Source organism: Kitasatospora sp. NPDC101155, assembly GCF_044768305.1.
Lineage (GTDB): Bacteria > Actinomycetota > Actinomycetes > Streptomycetales > Streptomycetaceae > Kitasatospora.
Map to the genome: position 1 here is coordinate 25,721 of NZ_JBIWPN010000021.1, position 18,842 is coordinate 44,562.

Annotated in this window: 20 protein-coding genes; 8 read left to right on the plus strand and 12 right to left on the minus strand. The window is 74.3% G+C overall.

Annotated features, from left to right (window positions below; translation table 11 throughout):
- Positions 1-38: 38 nt before the first annotated feature.
- Positions 39-1,535, minus strand: coding sequence for an alpha/beta hydrolase (locus ACIRYZ_RS27445; RefSeq protein ID WP_402948929.1), 1,497 nt, complete (start codon positions 1,533-1,535; stop codon positions 39-41).
- A 101-nt stretch (positions 1,536-1,636) separates the two neighbouring features.
- Complete coding sequence (locus ACIRYZ_RS27450) at positions 1,637-2,530, minus strand: LysR family transcriptional regulator (RefSeq protein WP_402948931.1); 894 nt, start codon at positions 2,528-2,530, stop codon at positions 1,637-1,639.
- 160 nt (positions 2,531-2,690) lie between these two features.
- On the opposite strand from ACIRYZ_RS27450, the gene ACIRYZ_RS27455 reads away from it, so the two are divergent.
- On the plus strand, positions 2,691-3,482 hold the full coding sequence (locus ACIRYZ_RS27455; RefSeq protein WP_402948934.1) for an alpha/beta fold hydrolase: 792 nt from the start codon (positions 2,691-2,693) through the stop codon (positions 3,480-3,482).
- Between the two features lie 18 nt (positions 3,483-3,500).
- Here ACIRYZ_RS27455 and ACIRYZ_RS27460 read toward each other — a convergent pair whose 3' ends face one another.
- Entirely contained in the window at positions 3,501-4,154 is a 654-nt protein-coding gene (locus ACIRYZ_RS27460; RefSeq protein ID WP_402948936.1) for a hypothetical protein, read from the minus strand.
- A gap of 99 nt (positions 4,155-4,253) precedes the next feature.
- On the opposite strand from ACIRYZ_RS27460, the gene ACIRYZ_RS27465 reads away from it, so the two are divergent.
- Complete coding sequence (locus ACIRYZ_RS27465) at positions 4,254-4,757, plus strand: cupin domain-containing protein (protein ID WP_402948939.1); 504 nt, start codon at positions 4,254-4,256, stop codon at positions 4,755-4,757.
- 217 nt (positions 4,758-4,974) lie between these two features.
- Here the strand turns inward: ACIRYZ_RS27465 and ACIRYZ_RS27470 are convergent, their stop codons facing one another.
- A complete protein-coding gene (locus ACIRYZ_RS27470) occupies positions 4,975-5,718 on the minus strand; it encodes a hypothetical protein (protein WP_402948941.1) in 744 nt (247 codons plus the stop codon).
- Between the two features lie 171 nt (positions 5,719-5,889).
- On the opposite strand from ACIRYZ_RS27470, the gene tnpA reads away from it, so the two are divergent.
- Both tnpA and ACIRYZ_RS27480 read left to right on the plus strand, forming a co-directional pair.
- Complete coding sequence (tnpA, locus tag ACIRYZ_RS27475) at positions 5,890-6,255, plus strand: IS200/IS605 family transposase (RefSeq protein ID WP_402948943.1); 366 nt, start codon at positions 5,890-5,892, stop codon at positions 6,253-6,255.
- A 178-nt stretch (positions 6,256-6,433) separates the two neighbouring features.
- Positions 6,434-6,748, plus strand: a complete 315-nt coding sequence (locus ACIRYZ_RS27480; protein ID WP_402948945.1) for a hypothetical protein — start codon at positions 6,434-6,436, stop codon at positions 6,746-6,748.
- A 68-nt stretch (positions 6,749-6,816) separates the two neighbouring features.
- Here ACIRYZ_RS27480 and ACIRYZ_RS27485 read toward each other — a convergent pair whose 3' ends face one another.
- The 4 genes from ACIRYZ_RS27485 to ACIRYZ_RS27500 form a co-directional block, all read right to left on the minus strand.
- Entirely contained in the window at positions 6,817-7,644 is an 828-nt protein-coding gene (locus ACIRYZ_RS27485; RefSeq protein WP_402948948.1) for a hypothetical protein, read from the minus strand.
- A gap of 323 nt (positions 7,645-7,967) precedes the next feature.
- Positions 7,968-9,356 (minus strand): MAB_1171c family putative transporter, encoded by a 1,389-nt coding sequence (locus tag ACIRYZ_RS27490; RefSeq protein ID WP_402948951.1) that lies wholly within the window; start codon positions 9,354-9,356, stop codon positions 7,968-7,970.
- The gene (locus ACIRYZ_RS27495; protein WP_402948954.1) at positions 9,353-9,847 is read right to left on the minus strand and encodes a ParH-like protein; all 495 of its coding nucleotides are present in this window, start codon (positions 9,845-9,847) and stop codon (positions 9,353-9,355) included. Before ACIRYZ_RS27495 ends, ACIRYZ_RS27490 begins: the two co-directional genes overlap by 4 nt.
- 99 nt (positions 9,848-9,946) lie before the next feature.
- Positions 9,947-10,357: an XRE family transcriptional regulator gene (locus tag ACIRYZ_RS27500; RefSeq protein WP_402948956.1), complete on the minus strand. Its 411-nt coding sequence runs from the start codon at positions 10,355-10,357 to the stop codon at positions 9,947-9,949.
- Positions 10,358-10,906: 549 nt separating this feature from the next.
- Between ACIRYZ_RS27500 and ACIRYZ_RS27505 the strand changes: the two genes are divergently transcribed.
- Both ACIRYZ_RS27505 and ACIRYZ_RS27510 read left to right on the plus strand, forming a co-directional pair.
- Positions 10,907-11,908, plus strand: coding sequence for an aldo/keto reductase (locus ACIRYZ_RS27505; protein WP_402948958.1), 1,002 nt, complete (start codon positions 10,907-10,909; stop codon positions 11,906-11,908).
- A 30-nt stretch (positions 11,909-11,938) separates the two neighbouring features.
- Positions 11,939-12,364, plus strand: coding sequence for a hypothetical protein (locus tag ACIRYZ_RS27510; protein ID WP_402948960.1), 426 nt, complete (start codon positions 11,939-11,941; stop codon positions 12,362-12,364).
- Positions 12,365-12,550: 186 nt separating this feature from the next.
- Here ACIRYZ_RS27510 and ACIRYZ_RS27515 read toward each other — a convergent pair whose 3' ends face one another.
- The 3 genes from ACIRYZ_RS27515 to ACIRYZ_RS27525 all read right to left on the minus strand — a co-directional run bounded on the left by ACIRYZ_RS27515 (position 12,551) and on the right by ACIRYZ_RS27525 (position 14,802).
- Complete coding sequence (locus ACIRYZ_RS27515) at positions 12,551-12,850, minus strand: hypothetical protein (protein ID WP_402948962.1); 300 nt, start codon at positions 12,848-12,850, stop codon at positions 12,551-12,553.
- A gap of 270 nt (positions 12,851-13,120) precedes the next feature.
- Positions 13,121-14,140 (minus strand): LD-carboxypeptidase, encoded by a 1,020-nt coding sequence (locus ACIRYZ_RS27520; protein ID WP_402948964.1) that lies wholly within the window; start codon positions 14,138-14,140, stop codon positions 13,121-13,123.
- Positions 14,141-14,283: 143 nt separating this feature from the next.
- Complete coding sequence (locus ACIRYZ_RS27525; RefSeq protein WP_402948966.1) at positions 14,284-14,802, minus strand: hypothetical protein; 519 nt, start codon at positions 14,800-14,802, stop codon at positions 14,284-14,286.
- 490 nt (positions 14,803-15,292) lie between these two features.
- Here ACIRYZ_RS27525 and ACIRYZ_RS27530 point away from each other — a divergent pair, with 490 nt between their 5' ends.
- Complete coding sequence (locus ACIRYZ_RS27530; RefSeq protein ID WP_402948969.1) at positions 15,293-16,078, plus strand: DUF4253 domain-containing protein; 786 nt, start codon at positions 15,293-15,295, stop codon at positions 16,076-16,078.
- A 4-nt stretch (positions 16,079-16,082) separates the two neighbouring features.
- Here ACIRYZ_RS27530 and ACIRYZ_RS27535 read toward each other — a convergent pair whose 3' ends face one another.
- Positions 16,083-17,885 (minus strand): beta-galactosidase family protein, encoded by a 1,803-nt coding sequence (locus ACIRYZ_RS27535; RefSeq protein ID WP_402948972.1) that lies wholly within the window; start codon positions 17,883-17,885, stop codon positions 16,083-16,085.
- Positions 17,886-18,351: 466 nt separating this feature from the next.
- Here ACIRYZ_RS27535 and ACIRYZ_RS27540 point away from each other — a divergent pair, with 466 nt between their 5' ends.
- Positions 18,352-18,840, plus strand: coding sequence for a hypothetical protein (locus ACIRYZ_RS27540; protein ID WP_402948975.1), 489 nt, complete (start codon positions 18,352-18,354; stop codon positions 18,838-18,840).
- The last annotated feature ends 2 nt before the right edge of the window (positions 18,841-18,842 follow it).

An 18,842-nucleotide genomic window follows, 5' to 3' on the forward strand; every position in this document is an offset into this window, starting at 1 on the left:
GCTCGCCGACCTCGGCGAGCGCCATGCCGCTCCGGCACTCAGCAGGTGGCGTCGGCCGCCGGCAGGACGCCGGTCAACAGGTAGGCGTCGACGGCCTGTTGGGCGCACGGGCGGTATCCGTTGAGGTAGACGGTGTGCACCCGGCCGGAGACGGTGAGCAGGCGGGAGGCGCTCATCCGGGCGTGCAGGGCGAGGGCGCCCTGGTAGGGGGCGTGGGTGTCACCGGTGGACTGGATCTGCAGCGCGGGCACCGCGTTGCGCACCTCGACGAACGGCTCACGCGGGGCCTGACGCCAACTAGTGCACGGTGTAGGCGCGTTGAACACCGGGCCGAAGACCGGCTGGGTGGGGCGGGAGCGCTCGACGGCCTCGCGGTACCACCGCTGCGAGCGCGGCATCGCGACGTCGTCGCACAGAATGCCGATCGCGGCGGCGAGGTCGGCGCCGCCGGCGGGGTCCGGGGCGAGGACGGTGGTCAGCAGCTCGTGCAGGGCCGGACTCGCCTGGACCGCCTTGCCGTCCGCCGCGTCCAGCAACTGGCGCAGCACGCCCGCGTAGTCGGCGCTGTCGCGGTCGTCGCCCTGGCAGACGGTGAGCAGGAGCGGCAGCAGGTAGCCGTCGAGTCGGAAGCCGTCGACCGCGATCGGCGCCGCCTGGGCGCGGCGGACCAGGCCCTCGACACCGGCCCGCACCGCCGCCGCAGTGACACCCAGGCCGTACTGGCCGTCGCGGGGCGCGGCCCAGGCGGCGAAGTCGTCCAGGGCCCGTTCGTTGGCCGCGCCCATGTCCTGGAAGGCGCCGATGCCGTACCGGTCCGGGTCCAGCACGCTGTCCAGGACCAGGCGGTCGACGCGCCGCGGGTACAGCTGCGCGTACACCGCGCCCAGCAGCGCCCCGTAGGACTGGCCGAAGAAGGAGGTGCGCTGCTCGCCGAGGGCCGCGCGCAGCAGGTCGACGTCGCGGGCGATGTTGCGGGTGCTCAGGTGGGGCAGCAGATCGGGGTACTTGCTCCGGCAGGCGTCGGCGTCGGCCTTGGCGAGGCGCCAGGCCTGCCGGAACCCGGCCTCCTCGGTGCCGACCGAGCGCAGCCAACTGCCGTGGTTCAGGCCGCAGTCGATTCCGCCGCTGGCGCCGACGCCCCGGGTGTCCATGCCGATGATGTCGTAGGCCGCCGCCGTCTCGGGCGCCATCCGCTCACGCAGCGCGACGGGCATGTCCAGCCCCCGCTCGCCGGGCCCGCCGGGGTTGGTCTGCAGGATGCCGCGCCGCTTGGCGGGGTCGGCGGCGCGGATGCGGGAGACGGCGAGCGCCAGGGTGCGGCCGGTGGGCTCGCGGTAGTCGAGCGGGGCGGTCAGCGTCGCGCACTCGGCCCCGGCGGCGGCCAACCGCGGCTCCTGGCAGGGCTTCCAGACGAGCACCTGGTGGCGGACGCGGTCCAGCGGATCGGCGGCAGAGGCGGCGGCGGTGGCCGACGGGACGGCGGCGACGAGGGCGGACAGGGCGAGGGCGGCGGCTAACGCCGGCGGGGTCTTCATGCCGCCCACTCTAGAAAGCTCCGATGAACAGTCAGTTGTCGCTCCGTTCACCACCGTTGACGGCAATCGCCGAGGAGTGGGCCCGGGCAGGCAGGCGGGACCTAGCGCCCGGCCGTTCCCGCGATCCTCCGGCAGGCCTCCAGCAGCGGCGCCAGCCGGCGCGAGGACGCGGTGGGGCGCACGGCCAGGTAGGTCTGCAGGGCCAGCGGCTCGACGAAGGGGCGGAACACCGTACGGCCGCTCGGCAGGACCTCGGCCTGGGACGCGTAGAAGACCGTCCAGCTGGGCCGGCCCGCGCCGATCGCGGCCAGGGTGTCCTGGTCGGTGGTGAACTCCGGCCCGAGCAGCGGCTCCACGCCCGCGGCCCGGCAGGCGCCGGTGACCAGGTCCACCAGGTGCGGGTTGGCCTCGCGCGGCGCGATCCGCAGCGGCAGCGCGGCCAGGTCCGCCACCGCCACCGCCTCGGCCGCGGCCAGCGGGTGGTCCGCCGGCAGCGCCGCCACCAGCGGATCCGGCCACACCGGCAGCAGCTCCAGGCCCGGGCTGCGGTCCAGGCCGCGCACGAAGGCCGCGTCCAACTCCCCGTCGCGCACCTGCTGCAGGCGCACCGACGCCCGCGCGCTGCACAGCTCCACCGCCAGCTGCGGGGCCCGCTCGGCCAGTGCCGCCAGCAGGCGCTCCAGCCGCGCGCCCAGCCCGATGTTGGTGCCGACGCGCAGCACCTGCGCCGGCTCGCCGCGCTGCTCGGCCATCGCCTCGACGGCCGCCCGCTCGGCCGCCAGGATCGCCCGGGCGTGCGGCAGGAACGCGCCACCCGCCGCCGTCAGCGCCACCGCGCGGGTCGTGCGGTCGAACAGCTCCACGCCCAACTCGCGCTCCAGACGCCGCACTTGCTGACTCACCGTCGGCTGGACGATGCGCAGCCGCTCGGCCGCCCGCCCGAAGTGCAACTCCTCGGCGACCGCCAGGAAGTACCGGACCTGCCGCAGCTCCACACCCGCCCCCTGATTGATTACGATTCCTGATGAGTGTACGAGCCGGATGCGCCTCGGACGCGCGCCCCTCACGCGGTGGACTGGACCCCGTCAGCACGACCGGTCACCAGCACGACCTGCCACCGGCACGACCGGCCACCACGATCGAAGGAGAACCGACATGCCGTACACCACCGTCCAGGGCACCCGACTCTTCTACCGCGACCACGGCGCCGGCCGCCCGCTGCTGTTCGTCCACGGCTGGGCCACCAGCGGCCAGGTGTGGGAGGCCCAGCTCGCCGACCTCGCCGCCGACCACCGGGTGATCGCACTCGACTGCCGCGGCTGCGGCCGCTCCGACCGCCCCGAGGACGGCCACACCCTGGCCGCCAACGTCGCCGACCTGCTCTGCCTGATCGACATCCTGGACCTCGACTCGCCCGTCCTGGTCGGCAGCTCCATCGGCGCCACCTTCGCCCTGGCGGCCGCCGCGGCCGCACCCGAACTCGTCGGCGGGGTCGTCTCCGTCGACGGCTCCGGCCACTGGCCCGGCACCGGCATGGTCGCCGAACTGCGCGAACTCAGCGCCCGCCTCGCCGCCGACCGCGCCGCCCTGGTCCGGGAGTGGATCCCCACCTGGTACGGGACCGAAGCGAGCCCCGAACTGCACCAGCGCACCATCGCGCAGATCCTCGACTCCAGCCCCGCCATCGACAACCTCTTCACCGAGGCCGCCAGCTACGACCCGCGCGGCCTGCTGCCCACCCTCGACCTGCCCGTCGCCTTCCTCCACGGCGACCAGGAGACCCAGATCCCCCTGGAGGTCTCCCGCACCCTCGCCGACCTCGCCCCGCACGGCAGCCTCCACATCGTCGAGAACTCCGGCCACATGATCCACGAGGAGCAGCCCGCCGCGTTCAACCGGCTGCTGCGCGCGGTGGTGCGGGACATGGCGGGCACGGCGGTCGGGTGACCCCCGGGCTCAGGCGGCTCAGGCGGGCCCGGCGGAGCGCCGGCGCTCGAACTCCTCCGGGGAGCGCACCCCGTCCTCCAGGACCGCGCGGTAGACGTCCCAGCCGCGCACGCTGCGCCCGTACTCGGGGCTCTGGGCCCAGGCGTGCTTGATCCGCAGGATCGCGGCGCGGGTCTGCGGGGTCAGGCGCGGGGGCAGCTCGCGCAGGTGGGCCAGGTCGGGCTGACGGTCGGGGTCGTCGACGAACCACAGGTCGAGGGTCCAGTCGTTCCCGGCGGGGGAGCGGCCCCCGGGGGAGCGGCCCTGGGGGGAGCGGTAGGACAGGCCCAGGTACAGGCCGTCCGGGTAGGCGCCGGGGTCGGCGTTCCAGGCCCCGGTGTCGTTGCGAAAGCGCACCTGCCGCACCCGTTCGTGCAGGGCCAGCCGCGCCCCCAGGGCGGCCACCCGCTCGTGGACGGAGGCGTCCAGGCGCGGGCACACCACGGTGACGTCCAGATCCCGGCGCACCATCAGCCCCAGCGCCGAACTGCCCACCCGCACGGGCGTCCCGAGGGCGCCGAGCAGGGCGTCCAGGCCCAGATCGGCGTTGACCGCGTCGGCCTCGGCCCGCAGCTCGGCCTGGCGGCGCAGGAGGTCGTCGTCCGTCGTCGGGGCGGCCGGGGTGGTATTCATCGGGTCAGTCTGCCACGGGCCCCGGCAACAGAATTGACCCTAAGAAACGGTGATCGATTGCCCCATGATCATGGGTCTTTCCGTACCTAGCCTGGTCGCATGACGACGACGAAGAACACCGCCCCCGCCCCCGTCCTGGCCCGCCGCGCCGAGGCCGAGACCTGTGCCGACCCGAGCGCCACGATGACCCTGCTCGCCGAAACGGGCCCCGGCGAGGGCGGCTTCACCGTCTACCGCTCGACCTTCGCCCGGGGCGCCGTCGGGGCCCCCGCGCACCTCCACACCCGGGCGTGGGAGCTGTTCTTCGTGCTCAACGGCTCGCTGCGGGTGCTGGTCGACGAGGAGGTCACCGTCCTCGACGCGGGCGACTTCCTGGCCGTGCCCCCGCGCACCCCGCACGCCTTCGCCGCAGCCCCGGGCGCCGAGGCCGATGTGCTGTTCATGTTCACCACCGGCATGGACCGCTTCGACTACCTGCGCCTGCTGGGCGGCGTCATGCGAGGCGAGAGCGACCCGGGCGCGATCGCCGCCTCCGCCGAGCGCTTCGACAACCACTACGTCGACAGCCCCGCCTGGCGCGCCGCCCTGGCCGGCACCACCTGAGCGGAGTCCGGGGGCCGCTCGACGGGCCGGGGCGGGCCGGGTGTGGAACGGTGGAAGACCCGGGGGACCCGGTCGCGAGAGGAGTCGCCATGTCGTCGAAGCGCCGCCGCAAGAAGAAGGCCCGGGCCAGGCGCGGGGCCAACCACGGCCGCCGCCCCCAGTGCTGAGCCGCTGAGTCACTGAACGGCTGACCGTACGGCCGCCGGTGGCCGTACGGTCAGCCGCGCCCGCGCCCGCGCCCGGCGGGGCCGCCGCGCGCCACGGTGAAGTACGTGCAGCCCTCCCGCCAGTCGGTGCGCAACTCCAGCTCCAGGACCAGCCCGCCCCCGTCCGCGCGGGCGGCGCTCAGTACGGCGGCCGGGTCGGCGTTCTCGGGCGTCTGCTCGTTGCGGAAGCGGACGGCGCTGCTCAGGCGCTTCCAGTACGGATCCGGGCGCGGGGTGCCCGGCAGGTCCCAGGACAGGTACGCGTCTGGACCGGTCAGGCCGGGGGAGTCCATCCGCCGTCCCTCGGGGCCGACCCCGCCGTCGCGGTACCAGCGCAGCGCGTGCGCGACCGTACCGGTCCTGCCGTCCGGCGAGCCCCAGTCGGCCAGGCCCGCCGCCTCGGCCCGTTCCAGCACGACGCGGATGTCCTCCCGGGTCACGAAGTAGGCCGTCGCGGACATCCGGCAGAGCAGCGCGGCCCGCCCCTCGACGGTGGTGCCGAGCGCGCCGAAGGAGGACGGGCGGTCGCAGTGGTCGGCGACCAGGGTCAGCAGGTGCTCCACCCCCTCCACCGCCCCCAGCGCCTCGACCAGGCCCCGGAACCGCTCCCGCTCCGCCTTCCGCAGCGCCCGCGCCTGCGGGGAGTCGGCCAGCGCGCGCAACCGCCGGTCGCCGGGCCAGCGATGGCGCAGCGCGTCCCGGGCCCGGACGGGCGCGGCCAGCAGCGCGCCGAGCAGGTACTCGAAGCTGTTCACCGGCGGGGTCCTCTCGGCTCGCGCACACGTCTGCGCCACACCCTGTCCCGCCCGCCCCCGTCACGCAACCCGCTCCCGTCCTCAACTTCCGCACCCAGCAGGCACGGCAGGGCCGCTCGCCGGCTGCCGGGTCGGCTCTCGACGGGGAAGTCGCCTGCCCGGACGGCGGCGATGAAGGAGTCCCACGGCGGTCGGGAAGGCGAGGTTGGCATCTTCGATGACGCCATGCTCGAGCGGTGCGAAGAGATCATGCGCGACGTGCGCGACAAGTTCGAGGCGGAGCTGAGGGAGTTCAACGGCGAAGCCGATCACGTGCACCTGCTGGTGCACTACCCGCCGAAGATCGCCCTGTCCAAGCTGATCAACTCCCTCAAAGGCGTCAGCTCCCGGTACCTGCGGGCCGAGTACACGGGCCGGATCAACCGCGTCGGCCTCGGATCGGTCCTCTGGTCCCGCTCCTACTTCGCCGGGTCCTGCGGCGGCGCACCACTGACCGTGATACGGCAGTACATCGAAGACCAGCAGCAGCCCCTTTGAGCAACGCCGCCGTTCAGCATTCCAAAGCGCTACGGCGGCGCTCCGCGCCACCAAGATCAGGATCGGATTCCCTCCCCGGCTGAAGCCGGGGATACCCTCCGAAGATCAGGGATGGAGGGGGCCGTGATCGTGAGGATGCCCCCTGTGGTTCGACATGTGATTCGAAAGGGGGACAGTGATGTTCCAGCCGCTGTCCGGTCGTCAGAAGCCGGCCAACCTGGAAGCGCTGAGGGTGGCTCTGCGGGCCGCACTGGACACCGCTGACGAGGGAGAACGCCCGGGGCTGCGCCGGGCGATCGACATCGTGGAGGGCTTCGTCGCCGGCGCCGGCCCGGTCGGCGTGGAATGGGCGCGAAAGGTCCTGGAGCTCGCCGGGATCGACCCCCGCACGGCGGAGGTCAGGGCGGTCAAGGAGCTGCGCTCCGCGCGCCCCGGCCTCGGTCTCAAGGAGGCGGTCGCGCTGGTCAGGGCGCTCGTCGCACAGTCCGGCTGAGGAAACCGGCAGGCCACCGGCCCCGCCCCGCCCGGCCCGGCCCGGCCCGCCCGTTCAGGGGCCGGGCGTCAGGGCTGGGCGAGGTAGGCGGCGACGAAGGCGTCCAGGTCGGTGAGGGCGGCGGAGAGGTCGGCCGGGGTGAGCTGCCCGGCGGCGGAGCCGGTGGCGAGGAAGTGGCCGAGGGCGGCCTGGCAGGTGCGGACGGGGGAGGCAGCCGCCGGGACGGTGCAGGTGATCTCCTGGGCGGGGCCGCCGGGGGTCTGGAAGGTCAGCAGGGCGACCGTGCGCTCGGGGCCTCCGGTGGTGGGCAGGTTCGGCTCGCGGGTGTCGGGCGGGACGCCGGCGGCGGTGATCAGCAGGCCCGGGGCGTGGGTGGGGACGGGGTGGAGCCGGTCCGCGGGCAGGCGGGGCGGGGCGCTGCAGGTGTTGGGGGCGGCCCCGGCCTGGGGAATGAAGCCGCAGGCCAGGTCGATGTTCGTCTGGGCGCCGCCGCTGACGAAGACGGCCTGCACGACCGAGGTGAAGCGGGTGTTGGCCGGGTCGGCGGCGGGGGCGCCGGGGTGGACGTAGGCCTCTTCCCCGCCGTCGGCGGAGAAGAAGACCACGTCGCAGGTCCAGCCGCTCGGCGCGACCAGGTAGTGCACCTCGCCCGGGTAGCGGGCGCCGTACACCGCCGCCGTCGGGGGCAGGGCGACGCCGTCCGGCAGCGCCACCGTGGCCGGTACGGCGCCCAGCGGCGGCAGGCCGGGGCCGGCCTGCTCCGCCGGGCAGGCCTGCACGGGCACCGTCACGGCCGCGGCCGCGGGAGCGGCCCCGGAGGCAAGCGGCCCGCCCGCGCAGAGCAGCGCCGCCGCGGCCAGGACCCCCGTTCGGCGGCGACGGGATGTGCCAGGCATGCTGCACCTCCGGGAACACGGCCAAGGCCCCGCCATCAGCGTAGGCGCGCCGCCCCCGCCCCCGCGCGCCGGAGGGCCGCCGGCCCGCTCGCCCTGGAACTGACACTCCGCCAGGGCCGTCGGGACCCCGGACGACCACGTCCGGGGCGCCGTTGGCCGTCCGGCTGGTCACCGAGATGCCCGACGCCTGACAGTCCGGACAGGGTCGCTGCTCCCAGCGCCGGACGAAGCGCCCGGGCACCACCGGGAACAGGTACCACAGCGCCCCGCCGCCGCGGCCACCACCGGCGGCACGGCGAGCAGGGCCGGCAGCTGACGGCGGCTCACCGCAGGGATCCCTCGGCGCCGGCCCGCTCGTCCGCCCGGGCCCGCTCGTCCGCCCTGGCCCGCTCGTCCGCGCGGGCCAGGGCGCGGGCGCGGGTGCGGACCTCGGCGACGGCGGGGCAGGTGGCGTAGACGCGGGCCAGGTGGGCGAGGTGGTCGGCCTCGCCGTCCAGGGCGCGCGGCGGGTCGGCATCCGTGACCGCCACCGGCGGTGCGCCCCCCGGCAGTGCGTCTTCCGGCGGGTCGGCGGGGTGCGGGCCGGCGCCGGCCGCGGCGCGTTCCAGGGCGGCGGCCAGGGCCGCGGCCTCGGCGGTGGCGGCGGCGTGGGAGGAGGGCGGCGGGAAGCGCCGGGTGGCGAGCTCCAGCCACTCGGAGGTGCGCGGGTCCAGGTGCTGGCGCAGGATCAGCCGGGCGTCGTGGATCTCGATGATCCGCCGGTACAGCGCGAACTGGGGGTCGCGCGGGGGCAGCGGCAGGCGGCGGGCCGGGTCGAGGGCGATCTCGGGCAGCACGGTGTGCAGGTCGCGCCAGAGCGGGGCGAGCGCCCGGTAGCGGCGGTGGGCCCGCAGCCAGCCGCGCACCGCCCCCGACACGGCCGGCCACAGCGTGCTGCCCAGCCCGGCCGCGATCAGCGCCGCGCACAGCGCGCCCAGGACGGCACACAGCGTGTCCTCGGGGCCGTCCTGGGAGCCGGTGGTGGCCGCGCGCAGCACGTCGTCCACGCTCCAGGCGTTCCACAGCAGTCCGGCCGCCAGCCCGCCGGTGAGCAGCCGCAGCCCGGTGCCCAGCCGGCCGGGCCCGGCGGTGCGGGCGCGCCGGACCAGCTCGCGCAGCAGCGCGGTCAGGCACAGCGCGGTGTGGACCATGCCGACGGCGGTGTAGCCGGCCAGCGCCAGGCGGGCGGACAGGGCGGGCGCGACGGTCAGGCTGTCGCCGGACAGCCGGGGCGCGGCGACGGCGATCAGCACCACCCGCAGGCCCAGCACCACGCCCAGCAGCGCCAGCCGGGAGCGCACGGCGCGCCGTGCGGGCTCACCGCGCAAGGGCCCACCGCGCAAGGGATCGTCTCGTACGGGCCCGCCGGGCAGGCGATGCCCCGGTACGGGCTCGGTCGTGCGCAGCGCCAGCGCGAGCAGCCGGATCGCCGCGGCCGCGCCGTCCCGCAGGGCGTCGCCGAGCACGATCGCCGCGATCGCGAGCACCGGCACCCCGGCGTCCTGCACCGCCCGTACGGTCGGCGGGGCGAGCACCAGCAGGGCGGCGCCCAGCAGGGCCGTCCCGTAGCAGGTGTAGCGGGCGGCGGCGCGCGGGTTGATCCGGCTGCGGGCGAAGTGGGCGGCGCTGAGCACGAAGAACAGTCCGACCGGGTAGAGGGCCAGTTCGCTCACGGCCGCCGTGCCTGCGGTGCGTCGACGGACAGTAGAACGCCCAGCGCGTCCAGGGAGCCCGGCGAGCCGGGAGCGGGCCCGGGCGGCCCGGCCGCGTCCGCCCGCGCCGCCCGGCTCAGGATCAGCGAGGCCAGCAGCTCCGCCTCGCGCTCCTGCGGCTCGTCGTAACGGGTGCGCCCCAGCACCCGCCGCACCAGCGCGGGGGACAGATGCGGCAGCAGCGCGGCGGCCGGGTCCAGCGGCGCGGAGCCGGCGTGGTCGAGCATCAGGTGGGCGATCTCGTGCACCAGGATGTGCCGCTGGTGCAGCGCGCCGGTGTCCGCCGCGTAGACGATGTAGTCCGCCTCCTGGGTGGAGACCAGCAGCCCGCACGGGGCGTGCGGGCGGGCCGCCACCGGCAGCAGCTCGATCGGCCGCCCGCGCCGCGCGGCCAGCCGCTCCAGCAGCACCGCCGGGTCGAACGGGCGCGGCAGCTCCAGCTGTTCGACCATCCGCCGGCAGCGCCGCAGCGTGGACCGGTGGCCCCGGCCGCGCCGTAAGTCATCCCACAAACGGAGCTCCCGTTGCTGATTGCGTGGTCAGGTCTCTCCTCAGGGCGAGGGGCGCCTGCGCGCCGCGTCCCGGCGGGCGATGACGTCGACCAGCTCGCTGACGGTGTCCAGGCCCTCCGGCGACAGGCCCACCGCCCGCAGCGCCAGGCTGCGCACGCCCGCGTCGCGCAGCGCGCCCAGCAGCGCCAGCTCCTTGGCGATCTCGGCGCCCTGCCGCTCGTCGAAGAAGTAGGCGGGCGGGACCTGGAAGAACTGGGCCAGCGCCTCCAGGTGGCGCTTGGTCGGGTTGTCCCGACGCCCGGTGCGCAGCTGCCACAGATAGGTGGTGGAGAAGGACTCCCCGGTCGCCTCGCGGCAGGCCCGGGCCACCTCCTCGTTGGTGTACTGCTCGCGGTCGGGGCGGCGGACGGTGTGGAACAGCGCCTCGATCCGGGCCGAGAGCCCGCTCACCTCCCCGGGTCCGCCCGACTCCGCGGACCCGCCCTCCGGACCCTGAGGCCCCTGCGGCTCCTGGGTCCGCACCTGAACGACGTCCCCCGTCGACTCCGCCATGCCCCACCTTTCTCGCTCCGGGCCCTCCGCGTCGCGATCCCGACGGACGGGGCAGGGCCGGCCAGGTCACGATAGCCGAAGGCCATCAGCTGGCATGGATCCGAAGATACCCACTAGCAATGCCAGTTGACCCGCGTGGCGTCGGCCGGCATCCGGGAGAGCCGGCCCGCAGGCGCCGCCGACCATTCGCTGACATGCCCTCATATTCCGACGTTTCGGCAACACTTGACGTTCCCGCCGGATCGTCCGAACGGCCTCGGCGCCCCGGTGAAATGGCCGACTCCCGAGAGAGCGCGCGGCATCGACACCCCGAGCCCGCCCCTGCTCCCCGCACCGCCGCGGCCCCGACCGCCCGTACCGCCCGGCCCACCGGGCAGGCCGGCTGTTGCCCGGGCACCGCTAAAGTCGCAGGTGAGCACCCCCGAGCCCGCCCGAGGAGACCCCGCCGTGCCGACCGAGTCCGCCACCGCCCCCGCCCCCGCCGCTCGTCCGCACACCGCGCGCCTGGGCCTGGGCACCGCAGCCGTCGGCCGGCCCGGCTACATCAACCTCGGGCGCCAGGCCGACCTGCCCGCCGAACGCACCGTCGAAGCGCTGCGCGAGCGCACCCACGCCCTGCTCGACGCCGCGTACGCGGCCGGGGTGCGCTACCTCGACACCGCCCGCTCCTACGGCCGCGCCGAGGAGTTCCTCGCCCAGTGGCTCACCAAGCGCCCCGAGGCGGCGGCCGAGGTGACCGTCGGCAGCAAGTGGGGCTACACCTACACCGCCGACTGGCGCACCAGCGGGGTCGCCGCCCACGAGGTCAAGGAGCACTCGACGGAGGTGTTCGACCGCCAGATCCGCGAGACCCGCGCCCTGCTGGGCTCGCACCTGGACGTCTACCTCATCCACTCGGTCACCCCCGACAGCCCCGCCCTCACCGACCCCGCCCTGCACGGGCGCCTGGCCGCCCTCGCCGCCGAGGGCGTACGGGTGGGCCTGTCCACCAGCGGCCCCGCCCAGGCCGACGCCATCCGCCGGGCCCTCGACGTCACCGTGGCCGGCCGCCCGCTGTTCACCGCCGTCCAGGCCACCTGGAACCTGCTGGAGACCTCCGCCGCCCCCGCCCTCGCCGAGGCCCACCGGGCCGGCTGGCTGGTCGTGGTCAAGGAGGCCATGGCCAACGGCCGCCTGGCCGGCCGCAACGCCACCGGCCCCGACACCGCCGCCCTGCGCACCCTCGCCACCCGCACCGCCACCACCCCCGACGCCCTCGCCCTCGCCGCGGCCGCCACCCAGCCCTGGGCCGACATCGCCTTGTCCGGCGCCGCCACCCTCGACCAGCTCACCTCCAACCTCGCCGCCGCCGAGGTTGCGCTCACCCCGGAGGACCTCGCCACCCTCGCCGCCATGGCCGAGCCCGCCGACACCTACTGGCGCACCCGCTCCTCGCTGCCCTGGGCCTGACCGCCCGCCGGTGCGGAAGGGGGTGCCCCCGTGCCACGGACGCTGCTGCTCAGCGAGTTCCTGCTCCACTCCGACTTCCACGTCGGACCGGACGAGCCGGTGTTCGTCCCGGCCGGCGACCGGCTCTCCTACGAGAAGGGCGAGGTGGTGGTGACCCGCCCGACCGGCGAGCGCCACAGGCACCGGGCCGGCAACGGCTACTGGATCTGCAGCCGAGAGGGTTACCAACTGTTGCCTGATCTCTCAGCGAATTTAGGCAACTGTCAGCATTTGTTGGTAGGTTGGGCTTTGCCCGGTCAGCGCAAGCCAAGCCGACCGGGCGTTCATTCCCTGCGGCGGCAGGTGAAACACGCCTTTCACGCGGATTCGGTCCGCCGTCGCCGGGAGTGGCTCGGAGACGGAAAACGCACGTGGAGCCGGTGTAAGACCAGGCGCGAGCCAGGCGGTCGGCCGTGAAGCGTGAACCGTAGTTGTGTCCGAAAGGTCACGAACGGACCTTCCGGGCAGAAACGCCCGGATTGCTGAGACTTGTTGATGGTCTCGGTAACGGGAGCGGGATCGGGCTCGGCGTCCGGTGGTGACGAAGGACCGCCGGGCGGCGGGGCCGGGTGCCGGTGTCGGCGGACGTCGAACTCCCCGGTGTCACGGCTGCGTCCTCGGTACAGTGGGGACCGATCCGGAGACGAACAGCGGCTCGGACGAGACGATGTTCGGATGGCCGGACTGAGTGATCACTACGACGGCCTGATAGTCGAAGTCGCGCGGGTCGGTCACCTGGGCCCAGGTGACCCCCGAGCACAACACATCGACAGTCGCCCTGCCGCCCCGGGCAGGCTTGGAGGCGCGGCCGACGACGGTCCCGTTCGTCGTCGTCAGGTACGCGCTGACGGGATCTCCGTTCCGGGCGCCACGGTAGTCGACCTGGACGGAGTCCTTGTTCACGGGTACGCGGTAGACGGCCAACCTGTTCGGGTCGGTCCGCCCGACGACGTGTTGTCCGCAGGTGTCCGCCGCGGCTGGCGTCCCATGGCCGCACGCGGCGAGCAGTGGCACGAGCGAGACGGCGAGCAGAGCGACCTTGCGCTTCAGGAACGTCTCCTCACGGCGAGGGCCCTCCTACAGGTTGGACAAGCGACTCGGAGCGGCGGTCACCATAGCGTGAGTTGGCCCCAGGGGTGCTGCCGGGGCCGTCAGCCCACTGATCCGCGGTGCTCAGCTGACCGGTCCCGTCATCGCGTGCGGCCCTACCGCCGGTTCGAGTAGCGACAACGTCCGCTGCTGCGCATCGAGGCCGACGCGGATGCCGACCGGCATCGGCAGATTCGGGCCGGCATGCCCGAACTCGACGTTGCCCAGGACCGGGATGTCACGGTCGCCGAGGACGTCGAGGACGATCTCGGCCAGGGTCGGGGACGCGCCGGGCTCGAGACCACTGATCTCGCGCGGAACGCCCACGACCATGCCGGAGATCCGATCGAGGATGCCGCAGTGCCGCATCACCTGCAGATAGCTCCACACGTACGACGCCAGGCCGCCCATCTCCTCCCAGAACAGCACCGCACCGTCGAACCATTCGAGCGGCAGCGCGAAACGCGTCGCCTGCGCCAGCACGATGCGATTGATCACCCCGCCGATCAGCCGACCTTCGACACGACCAGGCCGCCAGCACTCCCACGACGGGCTCGCAGGCAGCGCGCCGATCGCCTCGGTACCGGTCAGCAACCTGGCGTAGAGCTTCTCGAGCTCCGCTCGGCGCGCCACGGGCGCGGACTGCCAGTGTCCGCCGAAGCCGGGGACGGCCATGTCGGCATGGAACCCGACCAGACCCGTGCGCGCATGGAGCACCAGATGCAGCAGCGAGATGTCGCTGTAGCCGAGGATCGGCTTGGGGTCGGCCCTGATCGCCTCGACGTCGATCAGGTCGAGGTAGCCGAGCGCCGTCTGGCCGCCGTCACTCGCGACGATTGCGCGCACCTCAGGATCACGCAGAAGACCATTGAGCTCCCCGGCGATCTCCACCGGCGTGGCCGCGCTCCACCAATGGCGGCGTCCTGCTTCGAGTAGCGGAGCCCGGCGCACGCGGAATCCCATCCGCTCGAGCACCACCACCGTCTGCTCGACGTTGGACTCGTAGGCGGCCGGCAGCGGACCGGACAACGAGGCGATGACAACGAGATCTTTGGGCCTCAGAGCATGCGGTCGAAGCAGTTGAGGCAGTGCGGAACCGGTCATGGCGTCAGTGTCGCCGGTGCCATCGGCGGGGTCACGCGACTTTCGCTGGTCGTCCGCCCCGGCGCAGGTAGGCGTGCGGGGCGCGATTGGCCGGCTCCACCCGACCAGGCTCCCCACCGCCGTTCCTTCGGCCTAGCGGAAGATCAGCAAACGGACTTTCCGGGAGCGCAGGCGTAACCCGTGGACCCGGCGTGGGCTGCTGCTACGACGGCCGCACGGTGGGCGACCCTCTCGGCACGGGCAACGGCGAAGTAGACGTCGTCGGCATAGTAGCCGTCGCCGAAGTTGCCGAAGTAGTAGCCGTAGTCCCACGAGTAGGCCCTGTCGACGGCCGCCCAGTGGGCGATGTCCGCGGCACGGGAAACGGAATAGTAGGCGTCCTCGGCGGCGCGGACGACGGCAGCGGCGCTCGGGGCGCCACTGGCGTTGCTCGCGCTGCCGCCCGTGTCACCTGCCGGGGCTGCGGCGACATCGTGTCCGGGGGCGGACAGTGCCTCTGCCCGCGCTGCTGTGTCAACGGCTATACGCCCGGTCGGGACGGCGACGGCCGGTACAGCGGAAACCAGAACCCCGCCCAACGCAGCGGAAACCACACCTACCCGCAGAGCGCGGAGTGAACACCCTCTCATCGCCAAACCCTTCCACTCTTCTACGAAGCACATCGGGAGGCGGGCACCAGGCCCCGGCACGACAACCGCACTCGGGAAAACGCCGGTCACACCGCCACAGGCGGACCGCCTGCTACTCCACTGTCAAATACCGCGCCCGGCCCCGCCATCCCCGCCACCCATCCGGGGCCCGGACCTGGGCCCGAACGGAGGCTCGGCCGTGATCACGGCCGAGCCGGTGAGCCGCGGGGTATCGGGGCGCCGACACTCACCGCGGCGCCCTCCCGGATGAGCGGGGGAGCGGGAAATCGGCGGGGCCGACTTCCCATGCGTGGGCCGGGCCGGTGCGGATGTCGCTTCCCCGGGATCAGTTCCTCGATGTGCTCGGCGAACCGGTCGAACATGCCGTTCTCCTCGCTGCGCCGCGGGTGCAGCGGCGGCGAGTCGTGGCCGACGGTACGGGCCGGGTGGGGGGTGACGGGGGCGGCCGGCGCGCGACCTGACCGGCGGCCCCGTTGTCGGTCCCCACCCCTACGGTGGGCGCATGACCTGGCCTTTCGATGTCGCCCCGCCCGTACCGCTGCCGCCCGGCCGCCCCGTCGTCGCCGACGGACGGCCGCTCCCGCTGTGGATCAGCGACGCACCCGCCCCCGCCGGCCTGTGGGCACAGCTGCACCGCGCCCACGCGCAGAGCGGACTGTGGCCGCTGCTGCTCAGCCCGCTGAACGACGCGGACCCGGACTTCCGGCCCTGGCTGTCCGGCGAGCTGGACCCGGGCCGCGCCTCCGACCCCGCCGCCCACGACCCGTCGGCCGTGCTGCGCGAGTGGTGGGAACCCGGCGAGGACCTCGAACCCGAGGACATGGAAGAGGAGTTCGAGGCCCTCGCCCCCTACGGCGCCGCCTGGCCCGGCCTGGCGCCCGCCGCCACCGTCCCCGAAGGGGCCGCCGACACCGAGGCCCGGGGACTGGCCGGGGCGCTGCAACCGGGGCGCAACGTCCGGCTCGGCCTGGTGCGGGCCGCCAGCGGGGCCGAGGCGCTGGTGGCGTGCGGGTGGAGCGGCCCGCTCAACCACGACAACGACACCGCGAAGATCGCCGCCGTGCTCGCCGACTGGGAACGCCGCTTCGGCGCCCAGGTCGTCGAAGTCGGCTTCGACACCCTGCAGTTGAGCGTGGCCGCACCGCCCGCGACGCTCGCCGAGGCGCTCCCGCTGGCCGCCGAGCACGCCGCCTTCTGCCCCGACCAGATCCACCAGGGCGCCGGCACCCTCACCGCCTACGCCGAGCAGCTGATCGGCTCCCACCACTGGTACTTCTGGTGGGACTGACCGGTCAGTACTGGGCGCTGGGCGCGTCCGTGGTCGGCCCCAGGTCCGGCTGGTCGCGCAACTCCACCGCCTCGCCGTGGAGTTCGAGTTCCAGCACGACCACCTCGTTGTCCCCGGCGCGCCACAGCGGCGCGGGGGCGTAGAGGGTGCGCTGCGGCCCCTCCGTCCGGTAGCGGCCGAGCAGGAAGCCGTTGACCCACAGCAGCCCGCGCCCCCAGCCGGGCAGGGCGAGGAACGCGTCGGCGGGGGAGTCCAGCCGGGCCGTGAAGCGGTGGAACACCGGCTCCCCGTCAGCCGCCTCGACGCCGTCCGCCTCGTCCGAGAAGCGCAGCGCGGACAGGTCGGTCAGCGGCAGCGGCCGGATCTGCCAGCCGAACAGCCGCTGGTGTCCGTGCGAGACGCCGCGCGTGATGCCCTTGCGGTCGTCCATCTGCGGGCCGTAGTTCACCCGCCCCAGCGCCTCGACCAGGATGTCCAGCTGCGCCCCGCCCTCCCCGACGGCCAGCGGCACCACCGTGCCGGGGGAGTTGCGGTCCAGCGTCCCGAGCGGGCGTCCGTCGGCGAACACCTGCGCCCGGTCGGCCAATCCGTCGATGCGCAGCGGAAGTTCGGGGCGCGGGCCGGGTACGCGGGTGCGGTAGTGGATCAGGCCGCGGTCCTGTCCGACGGCCTCCATCGGCAGCGGCGCCGCCCGCTCCACCGGCCGCGACAGCGCGTCCAGGTTCGCCGACAGCGCGGCCCGCCCCTCGGCGGGCGCCAGCCGCTGCGGGGCCACCCGCGCCGGCTCGGGCGGCAGTTCGCCTTCGTCCGGCAGGTCCAGGTAGCGGCCGATGACCTCGCGCAGGGCGTGGAACTTCTCGGTCAGCTCGCCCGCCTCGCCGATCGGCGCGTCGTAGTCGTAGCTGGTGACGGTCGGCTCGTAGCCGGCGTCGTACGGGTGGGCGCCGGAGTGGTTGGCGCCGGACCACAGGCCGAAGCTGGTGCCGCCGTGCGCCATGTAGAGGTTCACGGACGCGCCGGTGGCCAGCAGTTCGTCCAGTGCGGCGGCGGTCTCCTTCGGGTCGCGGACGTGGTGCGGGCGGCCCCACTGGTCGAACCAGCCGATCCAGAACTCCATCGCCGCCAGCGGCCCCTCCGCCTGGTGGCGGCGCAGCAGCGCGAGGCGCTCGGGGGCGCGCGAGCCGAAGGTCACGGTGGCCAGGTGCCCGGGGATCGCGCCGCCCTGCTGCACGGTGTCGTGGGCGCCGTCGGCGGTGAACAGCAGGCAGTCCACCCCGCGCGCCACCAGGCCGTCGCGCAGGTGGCGCAGGTAGGCGGCGTCGTCGCCGTAGCTGCCGTACTCGTTCTCCACCTGCACCGCCACCACCGGTCCGCCCCGGCTCGCCAGCAGCGGCAGCAGCTCGGGCGCCAGCGCGTCGAACCAGCCGTCCACCTCGGCCAGGTACGCCGGGTCCGCGCACCGCAGCCGCAGCCCCTCCACCGCCAGCAGGCGGGCCGGCAGCCCGCCGAACTCCCACTCCGCGCAGATGTACGGGCCCGGGCGCAGGATCACGTCCAGCCCCAACGCCCCGGCCAGGCGCACGAACCGCCCCACATCGCGCCACCCGGTGAAGTCCACCTGGCCGGCCCGCAGTTCGTGGAAGTTCCACGGCACGTACGTGTCCACCGTGTTCACCCCCAGCGCCCGCACCCGCCGCAGCCGGTCCTCCCACAGATCGGGATGCACCCGGAAGTAGTGCACCGCCCCGGCCACCACCCGGTGCGGCACCCCGTCCCGCAGGAACCCGCTCCCGTCGAACCCCAGCATGCGCAGCCCGCCTTCCCATCGGAGACCTCCGGCACCGACCGAGCCTAGACGAGCGGATCCGAAGTTCCGCTGCGCCCGGTCCGACGGCAACGCCCCGGTACCTGCCCGGGCGGCGGATCACCTGCCCGTGAGGGGGCCGAGGTAGGTGCCGCCGGAGACATCGATGGTCTGGCCGGTCCCGGTGCCTGGCCGGCGGTCGCGTTCCGCCGGAGCCTGCAGGAGTGGGACCGCTTCGACGGCGGCTTCGCGGCCTTCCTCCTCGTCGTCGTCGACGGCACCTATGCCTACGCGGACGAGGTGGCGTCGCGCAGCTGCGACGAGCTGCCGTGGATCTCCCACGGCGACTGGAACCGGGTGGAGTAGCCTCGCACGGTGACAGGTGCATTCGATATCGACGGGCTCCTGGAGCTCATGCCCCCGCACGAAGGGGGCCGGGGAATCCGGTGACTGGGCGGCGGTCGAGTCGGTGTGGGGCTTCCGGTTCCCGCGCGACTACACCGAGTTCATCGCCCGGTACGGGCAGGGGGAGATCGACCGCTCCCTCGCCGTGTTCGCCCCCGACGAGCTGCTGCCGCCGGACGCCCCGACGCCCGGCATGCACGGCATGACGGAGGAGGCGCGCCGGCTCTTCGAGGAGGACGGCGAGCCCACCGAAGAGGTGCGTTCCGCCGAGCAGATCATCGCCTGGGGAGGCTCCTGCACCGCCGACACCCTCGGCTGGCTGACGGCCGGGGACGACCCCGACGCGTGGCCGGTCCTGGTCCTCGGCAGGAACGGCGGCGCGCCCCTGCTCTTCGACATGGGCATGGTCGAGTTCCTCCACGGAGTGGTCTCCGGCGGGATCAGCCCGAGCCCCCATCGGCGCCGTCGTCACGCGGGGCGAGCAACCGCCCCGCTTCGTCCACTGGCGGGCCGAGTAGCTGCGGACTGGGCTTTACGTCCCCGCCCGGCGTGAAC

Coding starts and splice junctions, on each gene's coding strand:
- ACIRYZ_RS27445 (WP_402948929.1), bottom strand. CDS start 1,535: ATGAAGACCCCGCCGGCGTTAGCCGCCGCCCTCGCCCTGTCCGCCCTC.
- ACIRYZ_RS27455 (WP_402948934.1), top strand. CDS start 2,691: ATGCCGTACACCACCGTCCAGGGCACCCGACTCTTCTACCGCGACCAC.
- ACIRYZ_RS27460 (WP_402948936.1), bottom strand. CDS start 4,154: ATGAATACCACCCCGGCCGCCCCGACGACGGACGACGACCTCCTGCGC.
- ACIRYZ_RS27465 (WP_402948939.1), top strand. CDS start 4,254: ATGACGACGACGAAGAACACCGCCCCCGCCCCCGTCCTGGCCCGCCGC.
- tnpA (WP_402948943.1), top strand. CDS start 5,890: ATGAAGGAGTCCCACGGCGGTCGGGAAGGCGAGGTTGGCATCTTCGAT.
- ACIRYZ_RS27480 (WP_402948945.1), top strand. CDS start 6,434: ATGTTCCAGCCGCTGTCCGGTCGTCAGAAGCCGGCCAACCTGGAAGCG.
- ACIRYZ_RS27485 (WP_402948948.1), bottom strand. CDS start 7,644: ATGCCTGGCACATCCCGTCGCCGCCGAACGGGGGTCCTGGCCGCGGCG.
- ACIRYZ_RS27495 (WP_402948954.1), bottom strand. CDS start 9,847: ATGGTCGAACAGCTGGAGCTGCCGCGCCCGTTCGACCCGGCGGTGCTG.
- ACIRYZ_RS27520 (WP_402948964.1), bottom strand. CDS start 14,140: ATGACCGGTTCCGCACTGCCTCAACTGCTTCGACCGCATGCTCTGAGG.
- ACIRYZ_RS27525 (WP_402948966.1), bottom strand. CDS start 14,802: ATGTGCTTCGTAGAAGAGTGGAAGGGTTTGGCGATGAGAGGGTGTTCA.
- ACIRYZ_RS27530 (WP_402948969.1), top strand. CDS start 15,293: ATGACCTGGCCTTTCGATGTCGCCCCGCCCGTACCGCTGCCGCCCGGC.
- ACIRYZ_RS27535 (WP_402948972.1), bottom strand. CDS start 17,885: ATGCTGGGGTTCGACGGGAGCGGGTTCCTGCGGGACGGGGTGCCGCAC.